The 18,714-nt window shown below is 64.4% G+C and carries 12 protein-coding genes; 6 read left to right on the top strand and 6 right to left on the bottom strand.

Going from position 1 to position 18,714, the window contains the following annotated elements; genetic code table 11:
* Nucleotides 1-20 precede the first annotated feature (20 nt).
* Nucleotides 21-419 (top strand): bacteriohemerythrin, encoded by a 399-nt coding sequence (locus NMB43_RS11270; protein ID WP_494348256.1) that lies wholly within the window; start codon nt 21-23, stop codon nt 417-419.
* A gap of 2 nt (nt 420-421) precedes the next feature.
* Here NMB43_RS11270 and NMB43_RS11265 read toward each other — a convergent pair whose 3' ends face one another.
* Nucleotides 422-2,626, bottom strand: coding sequence for a YgiQ family radical SAM protein (locus NMB43_RS11265; RefSeq protein ID WP_494352138.1), 2,205 nt, complete (start codon nt 2,624-2,626; stop codon nt 422-424).
* Between the two features lie 225 nt (nt 2,627-2,851).
* Nucleotides 2,852-3,952 carry a hypothetical protein gene (locus NMB43_RS11260; protein WP_494348255.1) on the bottom strand — a complete coding sequence of 367 codons (1,101 nt, stop codon included), beginning with the start codon at nt 3,950-3,952 and terminating at the stop codon, nt 2,852-2,854.
* 303 nt (nt 3,953-4,255) lie between these two features.
* Here NMB43_RS11260 and NMB43_RS11255 point away from each other — a divergent pair, with 303 nt between their 5' ends.
* Complete coding sequence (locus tag NMB43_RS11255) at nt 4,256-5,950, top strand: cation:proton antiporter (RefSeq protein ID WP_494348254.1); 1,695 nt, start codon at nt 4,256-4,258, stop codon at nt 5,948-5,950.
* Nucleotides 5,951-6,002: 52 nt separating this feature from the next.
* Here NMB43_RS11255 and NMB43_RS11250 read toward each other — a convergent pair whose 3' ends face one another.
* The 3 genes from NMB43_RS11250 to NMB43_RS11240 all read right to left on the bottom strand — a co-directional run bounded on the left by NMB43_RS11250 (nt 6,003) and on the right by NMB43_RS11240 (nt 12,071).
* Nucleotides 6,003-7,097, bottom strand: a complete 1,095-nt coding sequence (locus NMB43_RS11250) for a hypothetical protein (protein ID WP_494348253.1) — start codon at nt 7,095-7,097, stop codon at nt 6,003-6,005.
* Between the two features lie 244 nt (nt 7,098-7,341).
* Nucleotides 7,342-8,784: a DUF3999 domain-containing protein gene (locus tag NMB43_RS11245; RefSeq protein ID WP_494348252.1), complete on the bottom strand. Its 1,443-nt coding sequence runs from the start codon at nt 8,782-8,784 to the stop codon at nt 7,342-7,344.
* Nucleotides 8,781-12,071, bottom strand: coding sequence for a DUF2339 domain-containing protein (locus NMB43_RS11240; protein WP_494348251.1), 3,291 nt, complete (start codon nt 12,069-12,071; stop codon nt 8,781-8,783). Before NMB43_RS11240 ends, NMB43_RS11245 begins: the two co-directional genes overlap by 4 nt.
* Before the next feature lie 1,088 nt (nt 12,072-13,159).
* Between NMB43_RS11240 and NMB43_RS11235 the strand changes: the two genes are divergently transcribed.
* The 3 genes from NMB43_RS11235 (at nt 13,160) to NMB43_RS11225 (ending at nt 16,474) form a co-directional block, all read left to right on the top strand.
* On the top strand, nt 13,160-14,077 hold the full coding sequence (locus NMB43_RS11235; protein WP_494348250.1) for a DUF4238 domain-containing protein: 918 nt from the start codon (nt 13,160-13,162) through the stop codon (nt 14,075-14,077).
* A gap of 407 nt (nt 14,078-14,484) precedes the next feature.
* Complete coding sequence (locus NMB43_RS11230; RefSeq protein WP_494348249.1) at nt 14,485-15,252, top strand: hypothetical protein; 768 nt, start codon at nt 14,485-14,487, stop codon at nt 15,250-15,252.
* A 181-nt stretch (nt 15,253-15,433) separates the two neighbouring features.
* On the top strand, nt 15,434-16,474 hold the full coding sequence (locus tag NMB43_RS11225; RefSeq protein WP_494348248.1) for an IS110 family RNA-guided transposase: 1,041 nt from the start codon (nt 15,434-15,436) through the stop codon (nt 16,472-16,474).
* Nucleotides 16,475-16,868: 394 nt separating this feature from the next.
* On the opposite strand, the gene NMB43_RS11220 is transcribed toward NMB43_RS11225, so the two are convergent.
* The gene (locus tag NMB43_RS11220) at nt 16,869-17,762 is read right to left on the bottom strand and encodes a LysR family transcriptional regulator (protein WP_494348247.1); all 894 of its coding nucleotides are present in this window, start codon (nt 17,760-17,762) and stop codon (nt 16,869-16,871) included.
* A 104-nt stretch (nt 17,763-17,866) separates the two neighbouring features.
* Between NMB43_RS11220 and NMB43_RS11215 the strand changes: the two genes are divergently transcribed.
* Nucleotides 17,867-18,649 carry an NAD(P)H-dependent oxidoreductase gene (locus NMB43_RS11215; protein WP_494348246.1) on the top strand — a complete coding sequence of 261 codons (783 nt, stop codon included), beginning with the start codon at nt 17,867-17,869 and terminating at the stop codon, nt 18,647-18,649.
* The last annotated feature ends 65 nt before the right edge of the window (nt 18,650-18,714 follow it).

Here is an 18,714-nt window from a genome sequence, read left to right as displayed (position 1 = left end):
CGCGCGCGTGGGAGTAGGGCATGGCTTTGATGAAATGGGACGATTCCCTGAGTGTCGGGAATCCGCAGATCGACGACGATCACAAGCATCTGTTCGCGTTGCTGGACAAGCTGCAGGACGCGATGAAGCAAGGCAAGGCGAACACCGTGCTGGCCAACATCCTGGATGAGTTGGTGCAGTACACCGTGTGGCACTTCCGGCGCGAGGAGCAGTTCATGCAGCGCATCCGCTATGCGGACTTCGCGGCTCACAAGGCCGAGCATGACAAGTTGATCGCCGAGGTCAACGACCTGCAGCAACGCATGCAGCGCGGTGCCCTGACCTTGTCGCTGAGCGTCAATCAGTTCCTCAGCGAATGGCTCAACAGCCACATCCGCAGCAGCGACATCAAGCTGGCCAAGGCGCTCGCCCTGGCCTGAGCCTACTTGCCCCTCGGTCGAGCCGGGCGCGGTGCTTGTTTGCCGGCCGGTCGAGGTGCGGGCTTGATGCGGTGCGCGTAATCGTTGCCGTTTGTGCGCGCCGCACCGCTCGCTTGCTGGGCACGTTGATGTCGGGCCGCTGGCGCGCGCGGCACCAGGTGCTGCGCACTGTTGCCGATGAGGTCCGTGCGGCCAATCTCGCGCAGGTATTCGCGGATGATGTCGTGGCCCGCTTCGTCGTGATAGCGCAACAAGGCCTTGTGCAGCTTGCGCTGCTTGGCGCTCTTCGGGGTTTCGACCTCTTCCGAATCGGCCGCCACCTTGCGTAGCGGATTCTTGCCGCTGTGGTACATGGCAGTTGCCATGGCCAGCGGTGTCGGTGTGAAGGTCTGAACCTGGTCCGGGCGGAAGTTGTTCGCCTTGAGCCACAGTGCGAGGTTCAGCATGTCCTCGTCCGTCGTGCCGGGGTGCGCGGCGATGAAGTAGGGCACCAGGTGCTGCTTCTTGCCGGCCTCCTTCGAGAACTTCTCGAAGAGCTGCTTGAAGCGGTTATAGGTGCCGATGCCCGGCTTCATCATCTTCGACAGCGGGCCGTCCTCGGTATGCTCCGGCGCGATCTTGAGCAGCCCGGAGACGTGGTGCGTGACCAGTTCCTTCACGTATTCCGGTGAGCGCACCGCGAGGTCGTATCGCAATCCCGAACCGATGGTGATCTTCTTGACGCCCGGAATTGCCCGCGCCTTGCGGTACAGCGCGATCAGCGAGCTGTGATCGGTGTTCAGGTTCTCGCAGATGCCCGGATACACGCAGGAGAGCCTGCGGCACGAAGACTCGATCTCCTTGCTCTTGCAGGCCATGCGGTACATGTTCGCGGTCGGACCGCCGAGGTCCGAGATATGCCCTTTGAATTCGGGGATCTTGTCGCGGATGTCCTCGATCTCTTTCAGGATCGACTCATGCGAGCGGCTCTGGATGATGCGGCCCTCGTGCTCGGTGATCGAACAGAAGGTACAGCCGCCGAAGCAGCCACGCATGATGTTGACCGAGAAGCGGATCATCTCCCACGCCGGGATGTGCGCGTTGCCGTAACTCGGGTGCGGCGCACGCGCATAGGGCCGGTCGAACACGTAATCCATCTCTTCGGTCGTGAGCGGAATCGGCGGCGGATTCAGCCACACGTCACGCTCGCCATGCCCCTGCACCAGCGCACGCGCGTTGCCGGGGTTGGATTCGAGGTGGAACACACGCGAGTTGTGCGCATAGAGCACCTTGTCGTCCTTGACCGCTTCGTAGGGTTGCAGGCGGATCACCGTCTTCGCGCGCTGCGCGCGGCGTTGGGCCACGCGCGCAGCGGCGGGGATGATGTGGATGGGTTGAGCAGTGCTTTTGTGCTCCCCTCTCCCGCTTGCGGGAGAGGGGGTGGGGGAGAGGGCTTCGACAGCCCCCCTCTCCCGGCCCTGCGGGCCACCCTCTCCCGCTTGCGGGAGAGGGGCGCTTCGTGCGGCTTCGCCGTAGGTGGACTCGGCATACGGATCGGGATGCGGTTCCACACGTCCCGGCCGGTCCAGACTCAGCGAGTCGACCTCCACCCAATCCTCCGCCGGACGCCAGCCGCGCTTGACCATGAAAGCCGTGCCGCGCAGGTCGCGGATGGCCTCGATCGGTTCTCCCGCCGCGAGGCGGTGCGCCAGGTCGACCACCGCGCGCTCCGCATTGCCATAGACCAGCAGATCGGCCTTGGAGTCGGGCAGCACCGAGCGGCGCACCTTCTCGCTCCAGTAGTCGTAATGCGCGATGCGGCGCAGGCTGGCCTCGATGGAGCCGAGCACGATGTTGGCCTGCGGGAAGGCTTCCCGCGCGCGCTGCGCGTACACCGTGACGGCGCGGTCGGGGCGCTTGTCCGCTGCGGCATGCGGCGTGTAAGCGTCGTCCGAGCGTGGTTTGCGATCAGCCGTGTAGCGGTTGATCATCGAATCCATGTTGCCGGCTGTGATGCCGAAGAACAGGCGCGGGCAGCCCAGCGCGCGGAAGGGCTCGGCCGAGTGCCAGTCGGGCTGCGCGATGACGCCGACGCGGAAGCCCTGGGCTTCGAGCATGCGGCCGATCAGCGCGGCGCCGAAGCTGGGATGGTCGATGTAGGCGTCACCGGTGACGATGATGATGTCGCACACGTCCCAGCCCAGCCTGTCCATCTCGGCGCGCGACATGGGCAGGAAGGGGGCGGGGCGCAGGCCCGGCCGGTGTGGCGGGTAGGCCATCAGCGGACGGGGCGTGGCCTCTGCAGGGGGCGTCGTGGTGAGCGGCGAATTCATCGGCGGATTTTACTGGATCGCCGATGGGGGCCCGGGGCAAATGTGTGTCGAGCGTGCACAGGCCCGGGCAATGGAACGGCCGGCGTCGCGCCAAGCGATGCCGGCCTCAGCGCCTGCGGCTCACTCCTCGCGGATCGTGAAGTTCCGGCTGCCGACGAGCTGGTCATCGAGCCAGATCTCGACCTTGAATTGCCCCACGCCCAGGTCGGCGGCGCGTACGGCATAGGAGGCTGCGCCAGGCGTTTCTTTCCAGCTCACATTGCCGCGCGGTGAGCGATGGATCAGCTCGCTGCCGCGATACCAGCGCGTTTCCAGCGTGTGGCTGCCGCCCAGTTGATCGACCGGCCAGGAGAAGGAGGCGAAGCTGAAGATCCGACCCTCCAGATTGAAGCTGCTGGCGATGCCCGTGGGCCCGTCGATCTCGCTGACGCTGCGAGCGGTGACGACCGTGCCGGCCTTGATCTGGGTCACGGTCTGCTGGGCAGGCAATGCCGTCGGCAGAGCGGCGACGGGCGTTTGGACCGTGCTGGGCGAAGCTGGCGCCAGGGTGGGCGCCTGTGCTGCGGCGGCCGGCTGCAGCGGGTAGGGGTCCAGCGTCGTGACCAGGCCGACCCGGTAGGGCAGCAGGGCGGGGTTCTGCACGCACCGATCTGGTTGGCGGTAGTTCTCGCAGTCCGCGGCCAGACCCTCCGGGTAGGCGGCGCTGGGCTGCACGAAACGGATGCCATTGGATGCGGTGCGCTTGTAGATGTAGAAATTCAGGGTGCTCATGGGCATGGCCGAGAAGCGCTCCTGAAAGTACGAGAAATAAGTTGGCGCGACGCTGAGCGAAGTGCCATCCGGCGGATTGGCAAAGATGGTCACGCCAGGCGAAGCGTTGGGGCGCAGGCCCCACTGGCGGCTTTCCCCGCCCATGAACATCATCAGGCACAGCGGGTCGCAGTCGCCGTCCATCACGGTCGTGATGCGCGCCTGACGCACGACCTTGGCCAACAGGAAGGCGGAATCCATGCCGGTGGCCGTGACCTGACGCAGCACCAGCACGCGCTTGCCCTTGATGTGACGCCACAGCGTCTCGCGGTCGCGCCAGCCATCGAGCTTGCCGCTGAGGGTGACGACATCACCTTCGGTTTGATACTGCGCCGGTACGCCCTGCGCATGGGCGAACGATGCCGTGATCAGCAGAGATGCAACGAGGAACGCGCGGAGTGAGTTGAGCATGTGAGGGCAGGCGGTTCTTGAGGAGGCGCGATTATCACGCAAGCCGGGTGCCCTGCTCATGAGTCGGCGCAAGACCGATGTGACAGGAATCGCGCGGGCCGCGGCGGCGGGATTTTGAGCGGCCCTCCCGCAAAGCGCCGCGCCCCATGCGTGCATGGTTTCATTCACATTGCTGAAAATATGACTCCCGCAACTGGGGCAAAATCGCAGTCTTGCATCCGCCTGAGGTTTGAACTCACTCGCGGACTCAGGGTCAAGACCTGACGAACAAGATCTGACACACCATTCCACCGGGGCCACCGCATGCCGCATGACGTATCACTCATCTCCACCATCGCTGTCGGCTTCGGGCTGGCCCTGATCCTGGGCTTCGCCGCCGCCCGCCTGTCCATGCCGCCGCTGGTGGGCTACCTGCTGGCCGGCATCGCGATCGGGCCGGCGACACCGGGTTTCGTGGCGGATGTGGCCCTCGCGGGGCAATTGGCGGAAATCGGGGTGATGCTGCTGATGTTCGGCGTGGGCCTGCATTTCTCGCTGGGCGACCTGATGTCGGTGCGGCGCATCGCCATTCCGGGGGCAATCGTGCAGATCGTGGCGGCCACCGCCATGGGCATGGCCGCGGCGCATTTCTGGGGCTGGTCCTTCGGTGCCGGCCTGGTGTTCGGCATCACCCTGTCGGTGGCCAGCACGGTGGTGCTGCTCAAGGCGCTGGAGGCACAGGGCGTGCTGGAAACGGTCAATGGCCGCATCGCGGTCGGCTGGCTGGTGGTCGAGGATCTCGTCACCGTGCTGGTGCTGGTCTTGCTGCCCGCGCTGTCGGGCATGCTGGGCGGGCAGCAGACTGGCGACGGAGGCAGTGGCCTGTGGCAGGCGCTGGGGATCACCTTGCTCAAGGTCACGGCCTTCATGGTGCTCATGCTGGTCGCCGGCAAGCGCGTGCTGCCCCGCCTGTTGTGGCTGGTGTCGCGTACTGCTTCGGGTGAGCTGTTCACGCTGTGCGTGGTGGCCTCCGCCATCGGCGTGGCCTTCGGCGCGGCCAAGCTTTTCGACGTGTCCTTCGCGTTGGGCGCCTTCTTCGCCGGCATGATGATGCGCGAATCGGAACTGAGCCACCGTGCGGCCGACGAGACCCTGCCGCTGCGCGACGCCTTCGCGGTGCTGTTCTTCGTGTCGGTCGGCATGCTGTTCGATCCGCGCGTGCTGCTGCAGGAGCCCGGCAAGGTGCTGCTCGTCGTGGCCATCATCATGGTCGGCAAGACCATCGCAGCCTCGGCCCTGGTGCTGGCCTTCCGCTACCCGCTGAACACCGCGCTGACGGTAGGCGCGAGCCTGGCGCAGATTGGCGAGTTCTCCTTCATTCTGGCCAGCCTGGGCGTGTCGCTGGGCTTGCTGCCGGTCGAGGCACAGAGCCTGATCCTGGCCGGTGCGTTGATCTCGATTGCCCTCAACTCGCTCATGTTCAAGGCCATCGAACCGGCCCGGCGCTGGATACTCGACAAGTCCGCCATGGCGCGGCGGCTGGAGATGCGCGACGACCCGCTGGCCGAGCTGCCGCAGACCACCGACCCTGCGCGCCTGAACGGGCAGGTCGTCGTGGTGGGCTATGGCGACCTGGGGCAGCGCATGGTCGAGATCTTGCAGGCGCACCAGGTGCATTGTGTGGTGGCCGAGCAGAACCGAGAGATCGTCGAGTCGCTACGCGCGCGTCAGCAGCCTGCCGTGTCTGGCGATGTGGCCGATCCGGTGGTGCTGGTGCAAGCGCACATCGCACGCGCCTCGATGGTGGTGGTGACGGTGGCCGATCCCTTCCTGGTGCGTCAGGTCATGGAAGTGGCGCGCACGCTGAACCCGGGCATCTGCGTGCTGGCCCGCGCGGACAGCGAGGAGGAAGCCCAGGTGTTGCGCAAGGAAGGCGCCGACGGCGTCTTCCTGCCGAACCAGGCCCTGGCCTCCAGCATGACGCAGCAGATCCTCAGCAAGCTGCAGCCCGTGCATTGAGCGCGCGGCTCGCCGTGTTGGCGGCCAGCATCTCTGGGCTGGCCGAACCCGTCTATTCGCTACGGATGCTGAAGGATTTGCTGGCGACGACTCGTCCGTCGAGCCAGAAGTCGACCTTGTAGTCACCCTTTCCCAACTCCGCAGCACGCATTGCGTACCATGCCGAGCCGGGTGTGGTGGGCCATGCGACGGCCTGAACAGGCGACTTGTGAACGAGTTGTTCCCCCCTGTACCAGCGCGTTTCAAACCGGTGGTTGCCGCTGGCGCCTCCACTGGCCCATGCAACCGGCAGGTAGGCAAAGATGCGCCCTTCAAGATTGAAACTGGTGGTGATGCCGCTGAGGCCTTCAGACTGACTGACGTTGCGTGCCATCAGCGGATCGCCAGCCTGCAGGCTGATGTTGTCAGCCACGCTGTTCGCGCCAGCGGACTCCATGGCCACGACGTTGGCGGGTGCTAGCGCGGCCGGTGCTGCCGCACTGCCAACCGCTGCGCCCAGCGCATAGGGGGTTGCACTGGTAAAAATGCGCGCGCTGAGAGGCTGCAATTCGGGGTGTCGCTTGCACTCTGCGGGTTTTGCAATGTCACTGCATTCCATCCCTTCGCCTTCGGGCAGGCCGTTGCCGGGGGCCACGAAGCGCAGGCCGTTGGTGGTCGAGCGCGAATTCACATAGTTGTTCAGCAACGAGAACGGAATCGAGAGCTGTCGTCTGTACAACTGATAGAGGCCAGGGTCGGTGCTCGTCAGACCAACGTTGACCGATGACGGCAGAGGCCGGTTGCCGAGAGTCAGAACGGGTGAGGCCGCTCCGGGGCGGTGGCCCCACAGGCGTTTTTCGCCGGCGGCGAACAAGGGCATGCAGGTCAAGCCGCAGTCGCCGTCGGCAACGGTCGTGACGCGCGCCTTGCCCACGACTTCTGCCAGTTTGAGTGCTGAATCGACGCTGTCTACGCTGACTCCCTTGAGGATCAGGACGGGCCTGCTGCGAATGGCCTGCCATAGCGGTTCCCGATCTTTCCAGGCATCGACGCTGCCGCTGAGCGTGACCGTGTCCTTGTCGATCTGGATGGTCGGAATCTGTGCCTGAACTGACAGTGGCAGTGCGAGCAGAAATGCAAAATGCAAGATGCGGCGGACAGTGTTCATGAGTCTTGTGATGGGTGTGGTGTCCAGGAAGAGGCAGGTGTGCACACCGTGCGGAGATGGCTGGATTGGTGTGTCCGTCTTCATGCTGCGGTGAGCCCGGCGCAGATTATAGGTGGGCCTGTCTCGCCACCATGTCGCTGGCACAGCTTGTACGTGACGAATCTGCGAGACGTGAACTTGCGCGCTTGCGCGTCACTGGCGGGCGGGCCGGCAACGCATCTCGCATGACGTACTCGCCCGGGGCTCAGCCCTTCGGAGGTGAGTCGGAACCCTCGGTGCCCTTCGCCGCGCCCGCCTGCTTCATCTGGCGGGTGATCTGCCAGGCCATGCCGGCCATCAGCAGCACGCCCAGGATCAAGGCGCCCCACAGCGCGGGCCTGGACCAGTCTTTGCGCGACGCAGTGCCGGGCTCGCCAGTGCTGCCGGGCCGGGCGATGTCGCGCGGCAGCGCCTGCAGGCTCGCATCCGCGATCTGCGGGCTGCCGGGCTGCCCGTAGGCCGGGATCAGGGTGGCCGGCGCGAGGCTGCTGTTCTTGGCCTGCGGGTGGCCCGCCGCGAGCCGGTACGGCCCGTCGCCGCTGGCCAGGAACAACAGCTCGGCGGGGCGCAGCGCGTAGTCGACATGCAGGCTGGGCGGCGGCTGCACCCGCGCATCCAGGCGCAGCACCAGCGTCCGCACGGACTGGGCCGGCAGCACGATCTCCTGCCGGCTCCATGGCTTGCCCTGGCTGTCGAGGCGGTAGACCACCTCGCTCGCGAGGCGCCGCCAGTTGCGCCGCTCGCCCTCGGCCGCCAGCACTTCCAGCGGCAGCACCTGATTGCCGGCCGGGACCAGCACGCGCAGGCGCGCCAGGGGCAGGGCCTGGGGGAGTTGCAAGTGGTACTCCTGCGGATGAGCCGGGTCTGGGTTCAGGGTGCTGGGCGCGTCAGACCAGCTCAGCGCCGTGCTGCGCACATCCTCGCTGAGGCGCAGTTCGGCGCGGCTCAGGGTGGGCGCCTGCTCGGGGCTGCGCCAGATGACGCGCAGGTAGCGCTGCGCCGGGCCGTCCAGCTCGATGCGCTGCTGCCGGATGCTCGCCCCCTGGTGGTCGAAGCGGGCGAGCGAAGCGCCGCTGGCCAGGCGCTGCCAGTGCTGCAGGTCGTCGCTGCCTTCCACGTCGACCGACTGGAAGCCATCCTCGGCCCCGCTCCAGTCCAGCTCCAGGCTGCGCTCGCCGCGCGCATCGCGCAGGCTGCTCGCATCCAGCAGGTAGCCCCGCAGCGTGTGGCCCGGCTGGCGTGCCGCATTCACGCGGATGTCCACGAGGCTGCCATCGCTCTGCTGGCGCACCTGCACCTGCAGGGCATCGTCGGGCCGGCTGCTTGCCGGCTGGCTCAGCGGAAACCAGCGCAGGGCCTGCTGGCGCGCCTGCCGGGCAAGCTCGTCCGGGGCGCTGACGCGCGCCATCGGCATCACCTGGCCCGCGGCGTTGAACACCCGCAGGTCCGGCAGGCTCGCATCGCGCGCCGCGAGATACACCGCCAGCGGCAGGCGGACGCGGTAGTAGGGCGCCAGCGTCTCGGTGCGCACCGCCCACTGTTGCTTGTAGTCCTCCGCGCGTTCCTGGGCGCTGGCGGGCAGGCTGGCGATGAGGCCGGCGATAAGGCCGCCCAGGGCGATCCGCCAGCGGCGTCGCGATCCGTTCATTCCGTTTCCTTTCTCGCGGGCGGCAAGGGCGCGAAGTAGCCCACGACCAGCAGCAAGACCCCGACGCCGATGAAGGAGATGATGCGCTCCAGGCCGCCACGGTCAGACAGTTCAACGAAGAAGAGCTTGGCGACCACCACCGCCACCAGCGTGGCGCCGGTGATCCACACCGCGCGTTGCGCGCGGCGATGGCCGGCCACCATCAGGCCCAGCGCGAGCAGCGCCCAAGCGAGGGACAGCGCGCTGTGCGCCCGCATCGAGCGCAGCATGATGTCGGCATCCCACGCCACATCCGCGAAGTGATGCACGCCGCGCAGCACGAGGCAGGTGTAGGTGAGGAAGCTGCCCGCCAGCAAGGCCAGCTCCAGTGGCCCGCACAGTCTGGCCGCCAGGCTGTCGTCTTCCAGCACATGGGCGCACCACAGCCAGCCGGCCAGCAGGATCAGGCACAGCCCGATCTCCAGCGGGTTGAGCAGCGGCAGGTAGGGCAGGGGCGCCGCGCTGCCCGCCGAGCCGATGTTCGCCACCCCTACCCAGCCCAGCAGCAGGACCAGCACCGGCCAGGTGGCGGTCAGCCGGTACAGCTCGGGGTAGCGGCTGAAAGGCCACAGCCGGGCCGGCGCACTGCGCGCGTTGAGCCACAGCCAGCCCGCCAGCGGCAACGTCCAGCCCAGCCAGCGCCAGGCGCTGCCCGGCTCGCCCAGGCCCAGGAAGAGCTGGCGGCACAGCATCGCGGCCACACCCAACCACACCCATGCATTCGCCAGGTGCAGGCGTTGCTCGGCCTGCATCGACCACACCGCGCCGGCGGTCTGCAACACGCTCAGCGAAGCCACCAGTGCCAGCACCAGCACCAAGCCACCTGTCATATCCCAGGCGATGTCCCCGGCGAGGAAATGGCTCAGCACCACCAGCGCCACCAGGGGCAGCAGCAGGCTCGTCACCGCCAGCAGGGCGGGCCACTGCCAGCGCCGCGCGGCCAGCCCGCCCAGCAGCGCGCTGGCCGCCATCGTGGCGAGGAAGGCATGCCCCGTGGCGATGTCGCTGCCCGCATGCAAGGCCCATTCGATGCCCCAGGCCAGCGCCCACCAGGCGCTGCCCCACACCAGCGCCGGCGTGGCGACATGGCGGGTCGCCGCGTGCTCGTCTTCCCGCGCAAGGTGGCTGAGCCAGGCGATGAAGAAGCCGGCGAGCGCGAGCAGCAGCGGCGCCCAGAAACCGAGGTGCAGGAAGGCGGCCGGGCGATCCTCCACGGCGAGCTGGTTCAGGTGCAGATAGCCCCACAGCTCGCTGCTGAAGAACAGCAGCCCGGCCAACAACTGCAGCACCAGCGCATTGGGCATCGCACTTGTGAGGCGCAGGCGCGACCCCAGCCACACCGTCGCGCCACCCGCTACTGCCCACACCGCAATGCAGGCTGCCGCCGCCAGGCTCAGGGCCGGGATCGCGTAGAGATGCCACAGGCCCAGGCTGAGGAAGAGGGCACCCAGCGCGCCATCCCACAGGGGTTGATCATCCGCCGCCTGGCGGGCCAGGTGCAGCACCCGCGCATTGCACAGGAAGGCCGCCGCCAGCATCAGCGCGGCCAGGGCCGAGCCCGCCAGCACCGTCTCCTGCCCCGGCATCAACTTGTAGACGAAGGCCAGCGTCGCCCCCAGTTGCAGCAAGAGCGCGAAACCACGCGCCACCGGTCGCTGCTGGCGATGGCCGATCCAGTACAGGCCGGCGCCTTCCACTGCCCAGGCGGCGGCGGTCCATTGCGCGTCCAGCCCCAGCGGAATCGCCAGCGAGCCGAAGATCACCCCCAGCGCGAGGAACACCTCGCTCAGCAGGCGCTGGCGCCCCGCCTCGCCACCCAGCGACAGCCGCGCCAGCACGAGGTAGAACAAGCCCAGCACCAGCGCGCTGAAGGCGCTGCCGTACTCGATATGCCGCACCAGCCCCACCTGCATGCCAAAGCCCACCAGCGGCGTGCCGAACAGCAGCGTGCCATCCACATAGCGTTGGCTGCGGCCCTGTGCGCGGGCGGCCCAGCCGGCCCAGGCGGCGGCATCCAGCCCGGTCGGCGCGCTTTCGTCCTCGGCCAGCATGCGGCGCGCGAACAGCAGGGCGATGGCCACGAACATCAGGAAGAACAGGATCAGGAAACCTTGCGCGCTGGCGTAATGCGCGGCGGCGTCATAGCTGCGCAAGCCCCAGGCGAGACCGATGCCGAAGGTGCCGAAGAAGCCCACCAGGTTCAGCGGGCGCCAGGCCTTGAACCACGCGATGCCCAGGATGCCCGCGTTGAGCAGCGCGAAGTAGGAGAACAGCCCCACATGGCTGCCGCCACCGGTCGACACCAGGATCGGCGCGGCGAAGCCGCCGATGGCGCCCGCCATGGCCAGCGACAGCGCGTTCTGCACCACCGCCAGCAGCCCCGACAGCGCCACCGTCGCGATCAGCAGCGCGAAGCCCAGGCCGGGCGGAATCAAGGGCTGCGCATGCAGCTTCAGCGCAGAGAAGATGGTGAGGTAGATCACCCCAGCCGCGCCGCCCTGCATCAGCAGGGCAAAACCGGGGCGCCGCTCGCGCAGCCGCCAGCCCAGCACCAGCGCCGCCAGCGCGGCACCCGCCACGGCGAGGTAGCGCAGCTCCAGCGGAATGACCACATGGTCCGAGGCATAGCGCAGCAGGAAGGCCAGCCCCAGGAAGACCAACACCATGCCCACCCGCACCAGCGTGTTGCCACCCAGCAACCAGGCCTTGGCCGCAGCGAAACCCTGCTCGATGTAAGAGGGGCCGGCCGGCTCCGCGCTAGCCGCCTCGCGCCGCGCACGATAGCTCGCGCGCAAGGCAGCGGCCGTTGCGGCATCCTGTGCCGGATCGCTGCTCGGCTTCGGCGCGGCAGGCGCCGCGGGCGCGGGCGTCTCCAGGGCCGGCAGGTCCGCCACAATCGGCTGGCCCCAGGGCTGCACCACCGGCTCGGGGGCCGGCTCCGGTTCCACGACGACAGGCGCGGGTGGCGTAGCCAAGATGGGCGGCACTTCCTCGGTCGGCTCGCTCGCCACCGGCGCGACGGCAGGGGCGGCCGGCTCGGGCGGCGCGACCGTCATGGTGGCGGCGGGAGCGGGCGCGCTCGCCTGGCCTTGCGCGAGCGTCTGCAACTGCAGCTCGGCTGCATGCAGCCGCTCCGCCAGACGCGCCAGCTCCTGTCTCTGCTTATTAGTGCGCGAGAAGGCAACGATGGCCACCAGCGGCAGACCCACCGCATAGGCCAGGGACAGCAAAACCAGAAACATCTCCATGCGCAGGCCCCCAAGTGTTCTTGTTGTTCGAGTCGCAGGCGATGGTAGCAAAGGCCGTTCCGCGCACCGTGGCTGCTGGACGAGTGGGTGCGTCGGACTTTGCCGGGCAGAAGCCGCCTTGTACCGAACCGCATTTCAGCTTTGAAAACGGGCAAGGAGACGACCCGGCGCCTACACCCAACACCTCCCCAAACCCTCCACTCTCGCCCCTGCATGGGCTCGCGGCTGCACGGGCGGAGTGCAATGCACTCCGAATTCCCCGCTTCGCCCCCTTGTCAGAGGAGGGCGCGCAGGGCGGCCCGGTGTGGAAACCCGGCCCCGCATCTGCTCAGCGACGTCGGCGGTAGAGAACCACGCCCGGCCCCTCCATCACAGGAGGAATTGTCGTAGGGCGGAACTCCAAAGGAGGTTCCGCCAGCCACCCGCAGGGCGGCGGGGTGAGTTGCGCACGGGGCGACGCGCTTGGGGCTATAGTCAGCGGCCCGCCGGGTCGGAGGGGATGGATTGGCGGAACCTCCATTGGAGTTCCGCCGTACGCGGTCAGTTCTACTGACGCTTGCGTGCCGTATACCTCGAGCCTTTCCGAAATGTTGTAATTCAAGACCTGACCCCGGGCCCGTTCTCTGTTGCACTTGATTCTTGAGACCAAGGAGGATTTATGAGAAATTTTTTTCCACGGATCCCGGAGGTGGTTGCTTTGATTTTGTTCGGGCTCTTTGCTGCTCGATACTACTCGTGGTTCCATGTTCCGAATTTTTTGTTATTAGCTCTTGGTTTTGTCTTCATAGTGGCGGTTTGTTGTGCCGCACCTGCAGTTGTGTCTTATTTTTCTAGAAATAGAAAAAGAGAGGATGCGGATCACCATGACTAGAATTGGCAGGCCGAAGCAGAAAGTCGCCAGCCTGCGCCAGATCGGAAAGGATGCACGGGGTCAGGTCTTGAATTTCGATATTTTTCTAAGCCAATGGGCGACTTAATGTCACCACATTCTTGTCCTGCGCTACGAAAAATTTATCCAGACTGTCGCGGGGGTGGATATGTTGCAATTCTAGACCTGACCCCGAGCTTCCTGGCTCCGAGCTTCCCCTATGAATAAGCCGAAACGACATCATTGGTGGCCAATGGCACAGTCTCGATACTGGACCGACACACACGGGTTCGTAACGGTGACTCGAGCAGATGGGTCGGCATTCCGCGCTAACCCTACGAACATTGGAGTCGAATCGGAGCTGTATACGCGCTTCCTTGATGACGACATTAAGGACACAGGAGTTGAGGAGTGGTTTGCTGAGACCATTGACAGCCCGGCTGCAAGAATGATCGAACACCTACTTGATCCTTCCAATGTCAGCCGACAGTCGTTTCGCGGTGATCCTGCGAAAGCGAGCACAGCCAGACAGATTGGCTTTCGCGTGAATCCCTATGTGGAGAAGATCACGACTCCGCCCGAGGTCCGCCGAGCCATCTCGCAGTACGTCGCCGCGCTTTTGGTGAGGCATCCTAAGTATCTAGCTCGGCTTGTTGCGTTTCATGAGAAGGACGCAGCACCAAGCACGAGCGTCAAGAACCACGCGCTGGACGACATGCTCCACCTTTACAAAGAGTATGTTGAAGTGATTGCAAGATCAGTCTTCCTTGTCACACGCCGTGTTGGCGATGCGGAGTATCTCTATGCTGACGGTGGACTGGTCGTTGAAGAGCCGTGGCGCACTACGTTCAATATCCCTTTTGATATTCATGCACCACTCACACCCGATATTGCACTGCAAGTGCTACCCGTACCTCTTTACTTCAATGGCGACCTAACCGTGGCGATGATAGGTGAGTCGACGAACCAGGGGGTTGCGCGTCAGAACCGCATCATCCTAGGCGGAGCTAGGCGCTTCGTGTTTTCTCGGCAGACCATCCCGCCTAAGTTTGTAGTGGAGAATATTGGACTGCCCCCGCCCAAGAACATTGGCTACAGCGTCATCGCTGGTCGACTGCAAACGTTCTATCGTGATTAAAGGGGCAGGATATGGGGCCGGGTTCGAATTGTTTTGCCGCGCAGAATTGAACTCACCAAACCTGCCACGTCGCCCACGTATCCACCTTGACTGCATGCCCTTGCACATCGTGTCGCGGGGGCACAACCGCCCACCATGTTTCTTCGGCGAAGAGGATTGCCTGGCCTACATGCGCTGGCTGGACGGGGCCTTGCGCAAGGAAGCGTGTGCACTGCACGCCTAAAACAAGTCGAGCCTGGCCTCTTTTGCTGCGGATTCCGTTGCAGCCCGAGGGACGGGAGGTCCATTTCATTCGTTAGGCGCCATGCTGGCGAACTCCAACAGCCATGATCGTGAATCCAATTCGGTACTACTCCTCGTACATGAAGACGCGTAGCGCGGTCAGGAGTGGTCAGCCCCTGTGGGACATGTCAGACGACAAGGTGACCCAGGCTGGGTACCTGACTGCGGGTACATTCAATAGGGTTCAGAACATCGCGTCCGTGGTAATCGCTTCACCGCTCATTATTCTTGGCGGAGAAGGCAGACCCGTGCTCTATGAACACCTACTGGGGTTCGGGAAACTTTCGCAGTCCTGTGATCTGGCTTGGCTTGGTCAGCTGTGGTCGATCATAAGTCCGTTGCTGTTGGCGGCTCTCGCACCAGTCCTCGTATCCAAGCTGGTCCTGCTGCTCTTGGATGTCACACTAAAGAGCAGTGAAGTCGCTCTACGTGCCTACAAATACCAAAACGCGGCAACTACCTTTGCCACAAAGGTTGCTTTCCTCAGTCTCTATGGTCTGCTTTTGCTATTTGGCGCTTGCGCATTTGCCCTCTACTCGTTCCTCCGGAATACCGGCGGCGACTTTCCAGGCCCAGACGGTGCAGGTCAAGATGTAGGGCTCCTTCTGGATCTCTTGGCCTATGGTCCGATTGTATTCGTCATAGCCCTGCTCTCCGTTCCGGTGTGGTTCTACTGTAGGTTCCTTGTTCGCTACGCAAAGTGGGCGCAGATGCGTAAATTGGCAGGCGGCTCTCTTGAGCCAAAATACAGCTTCATTCGATTGTCTGTCAGTTGTGTGCTCGCAGTCGTCGTCGCCACCATTCTCTTTCTGCTCTCTGTGGTGGCTCCTCAACTCGGCGAAACAGTCATAGATGTTCTCGCTTGTGGCTCACTCGAGATACCGGGAATCTAGGCTTGCAAAATGACCAACCCATCACACCACCTGGCCTGCGCAAAAATTCGCGCAGGCCGGTTTGCTCAGACAAGGTGTCCGAATAGATTCGTAGGGTAATGACATGGACGCCCCCTACCTGCGACGGCATCGAAGTGCCAAAGTGGAGTTGTCGAGAAACCACTGAGCAGAAGGGGACGTCATGGAAGAGCTTAAGGTAGTTGGGCTGGATGTGGCAAAGAGCGTGTTTCAGGCTCACGGCATCAACAGCCATGGTCGCAAGGTGTGCAGTAAGAAGCTGAGGCGCGGGGAAGTCGTTGCGTACTTTGCTCAACTCCCACCGGTGCTTGTTGGCATGGAGGCGTGCGGCGGTGCGCATCATTGGGCCAGAACGCTCTCAAGCCTGGGTCACCAGATCAAACTCATGGCGCCCCAACATGTGAAGCCCTTCGTTCAGGGCAACAAGACCGATGCACGTGATGCTGCGGCGATAGCAGAGGCGACAACGCGGCAATCGGTGCCCGCGGTGGCCGTTCGCGGCGTGGAAGGCCAGCAGATGCAGGCGCTCCATCGCGTGCGCGATTTGTGGATGAAGCAACGCGTGGCACTGGGCAATCAGGTTCGTGGTTTGCTCAGCGAGTTTGGCGAGGTCATCCCCTTGGGTTTTAAGCGACTCAAGCAGGATGTGTCCCAGTGGCAAGCTCGCGCAGGTGTAGAGCTGGTGACACTCAAAGAGCTGATTGCGCAATTGATGCATGCATTGAATGAGCTCGAAGAGCGCATCCGTGCGCTGGAGCTGCGAATCCGTCAGCAGCACAAAGGCAATGCCGCGAGTCGCTTGATCGAGAGCATTCCTGGCGTCGGGCTGTTGAGTGCAACAGCCGTGGTGGCCAGCTTTGGCCGGTGCGACAGTTTTGAGAATGGGCGTAAGTTCGCGAGCTGCCTGGGGCTGACGCCGCGTGAGCACAGCAGTGGTGGCAAGCAAGTGTTATTGGGGATCACCAAGCGGGGCAATGGCTATGTGCGCAAGCTGCTGATTCACGGCGCTCGTGCGGTGCTGCGGCATCTGATGCAGAGCGAGGCGCATGCAGAAGATTGGGTCGTGAAGCTTGCCAAGCGACGTGGGCACAACATTGCTGCAGTCGCGCTTGCGGCCAAGAACGCACGACGAATCTGGGCGATGCTCAGAACAGGAGAAATGTTCCGGGCCGACTACGCGCAAGCCAACTGCGCTTGCGCGTAGTCGGCCCGGTCGAGCACAACGTAGTACCGATCAACGCAACACGGAGGCAGCTCACTCGATTGCCTGGGCAATCTTGAAATGATGGCACCCACAGGTCAGACCGGGGTCATGACAACTCGTCCGAGCCCATGTGCCCTGAGCACGATAGGGTGATTGAGCTGTGACCCGCGAATATCATCATGCGTCAGCAGTCATGCAAGGGCTGCGTCAAAGACCGAATGTATGGCTGCAATCGACTCCGTGAGTCGTCATCATCGAAAAGATTGGTCGTGCAAACGGGGGGCGTCCATGTATGGGCACGGCGTGCCCACGCTGCCAGTCTTCTACCGATACACTGAACCGCGTGGGCTCACCGAGCCCACCCTACTGGGCTTTGCGCATGTGCGCTGCACGCTTACACGGCACTGGCGATATGCGCGCGCAGCCATTGATGTGCATTGTCACGGTGCAGGCGTTCGTGCCACAGCATGACCATCTCGTAACCCGGCACTTCGACAGGTGGCTCCACGACGCGCAGGCTGTCGTGATTGCGTACCAGGCGTGAGGGAAGCATCGCCACCAGGTCGGTGCTCTCCAGCACGGATCTTAGGAACAGGAAGTGGGGTACCGACAAAACCACGCGGCGTGTCATGCCAAGGCCTGCGAGCACCTCGTCGGTAGCGCCGCGAAAACCACCGCCATCGGGCGACACGATTGCATGCTCCAGTTCGCAGAATTGCGCCAGTGTGGGCCGCCGTTTCAGGCGCGGATGTCCGGCGCGCCCCACCAGCACGTAGCGTTCCGCGAACAGGACTTGCTGGTGCATCCCGGCAGGGGCTCCCTCGCGTGTGTGCAAAGCCAGGTCGATCTCGCCATGCTCGGCCTGCCGGGCGATGCGCCCCGGCGCCATGGCAACAACGGCCAGGCGCGTACCTGGTGCTGCCACGCGCAGGCTGGCCAGGGCGGGCAGCAGGATGGTCGACGCACCGTAGTCGACTGCAGCGATGCGCCAGGTCTTGCTGGCCTGAGACGGGTCGAAGGGGCTGGCAGGTGACACCGCGCGCTGCAGGGCTTCGAGCGCCTGGCGCAAGGGCTCACGCAGTGCTTCAGCACGCGCTGTCGGGCGCATGCCACGCGGCCCCGGCAGCAGCAGTGGATCGTCGAAGAACTCGCGCAGTTTGGCCAGGTGTACGCTGACCGAGGGTTGCGAGAAATGCAGACGTTCGGCTGCGCGCGTGACGTTGAGCTCGGCGAGCAGCGCGTCGAGGCTAAGCAGGAGATTGAGATCAAGACGCCGCAAATCATTCATGGCTATACCTGGAATTTCAGAAATTCATTTCCACTATAGCGTGAGCAGGTTCAGTCTGTGGTTCTCCTCAAACCCGATCCGCGCTGATGCCGCAGGAAAATGCCATGAACATTCTCATCGTCTACGCCCATCCCGAACCGCGCTCACTGAACGGCGCCCTGCGCGATTTCACGGTTCAGCACCTGCAGGCGGCGGGGCACAGCGTGCAGGTCTCTGACCTCTACGCTATGCGCTGGAAGGCTACGCTTGATGCCGCGGATAATCTCGATCACTTGGCCGGCGAGCGCTTCGATGCGGCCATGGATTCACAGCACGCTTTTGCCAACGGCCGCCAACGCGCAGACATCGAGGCCGAGCAACAGAAGCTGCTGTGGGCCGATGTGCTGATCCTGCAGTTCCCGCTATGGTGGTTCACCATGCCGGCAATCCTCAAGGGTTGGGTCGACCGTGTCTATGCCTACGGCTTTGCCTATGGTGTGGGCGAGCATTCCGATACGCACTGGGGTGACCGCTATGGTGAGGGGACTTTCGCGGGCAAGCGTGCCATGCTGATCGTCACCACGGGCGGCTGGGAATCGCACTACAGCGCGCGGGGCGTCAATGGTCCGATTGACGACATCCTGTTCCCGATCCAGCACGGCATCCTCTTCTACCCCGGCTTCGCCGTGCTGCCGCCGTTTGTGATCCATCGCACGAGCCGCACTGACGAAGCCCGTTTTGCGACGCTTCGCGTAGCGCTCGCGCAGCGCCTCGACCATCTCGCAACGACCGCACCCATCGCGTTTCGCGCACAGAACGGTGGTGACTACGAGATCCCGGCGCTGACGCTGCGCCCGGAGATCGCGCCAGGCGTCACCGGCTTTGCCGCACATGTCGACCTGCGCTAGGCGAAGGCAAGTGCGCAGTCCCGATCAGGACTGTGTCCGAGATTTGTAGGGTGGGCACGGCGTGC

This window comes from Uliginosibacterium sangjuense, from assembly GCF_059132465.1.
The sequence above is the reverse complement of the archived record's forward strand: the minus strand, read 5'-3'. Positions and strand labels throughout refer to the sequence as shown.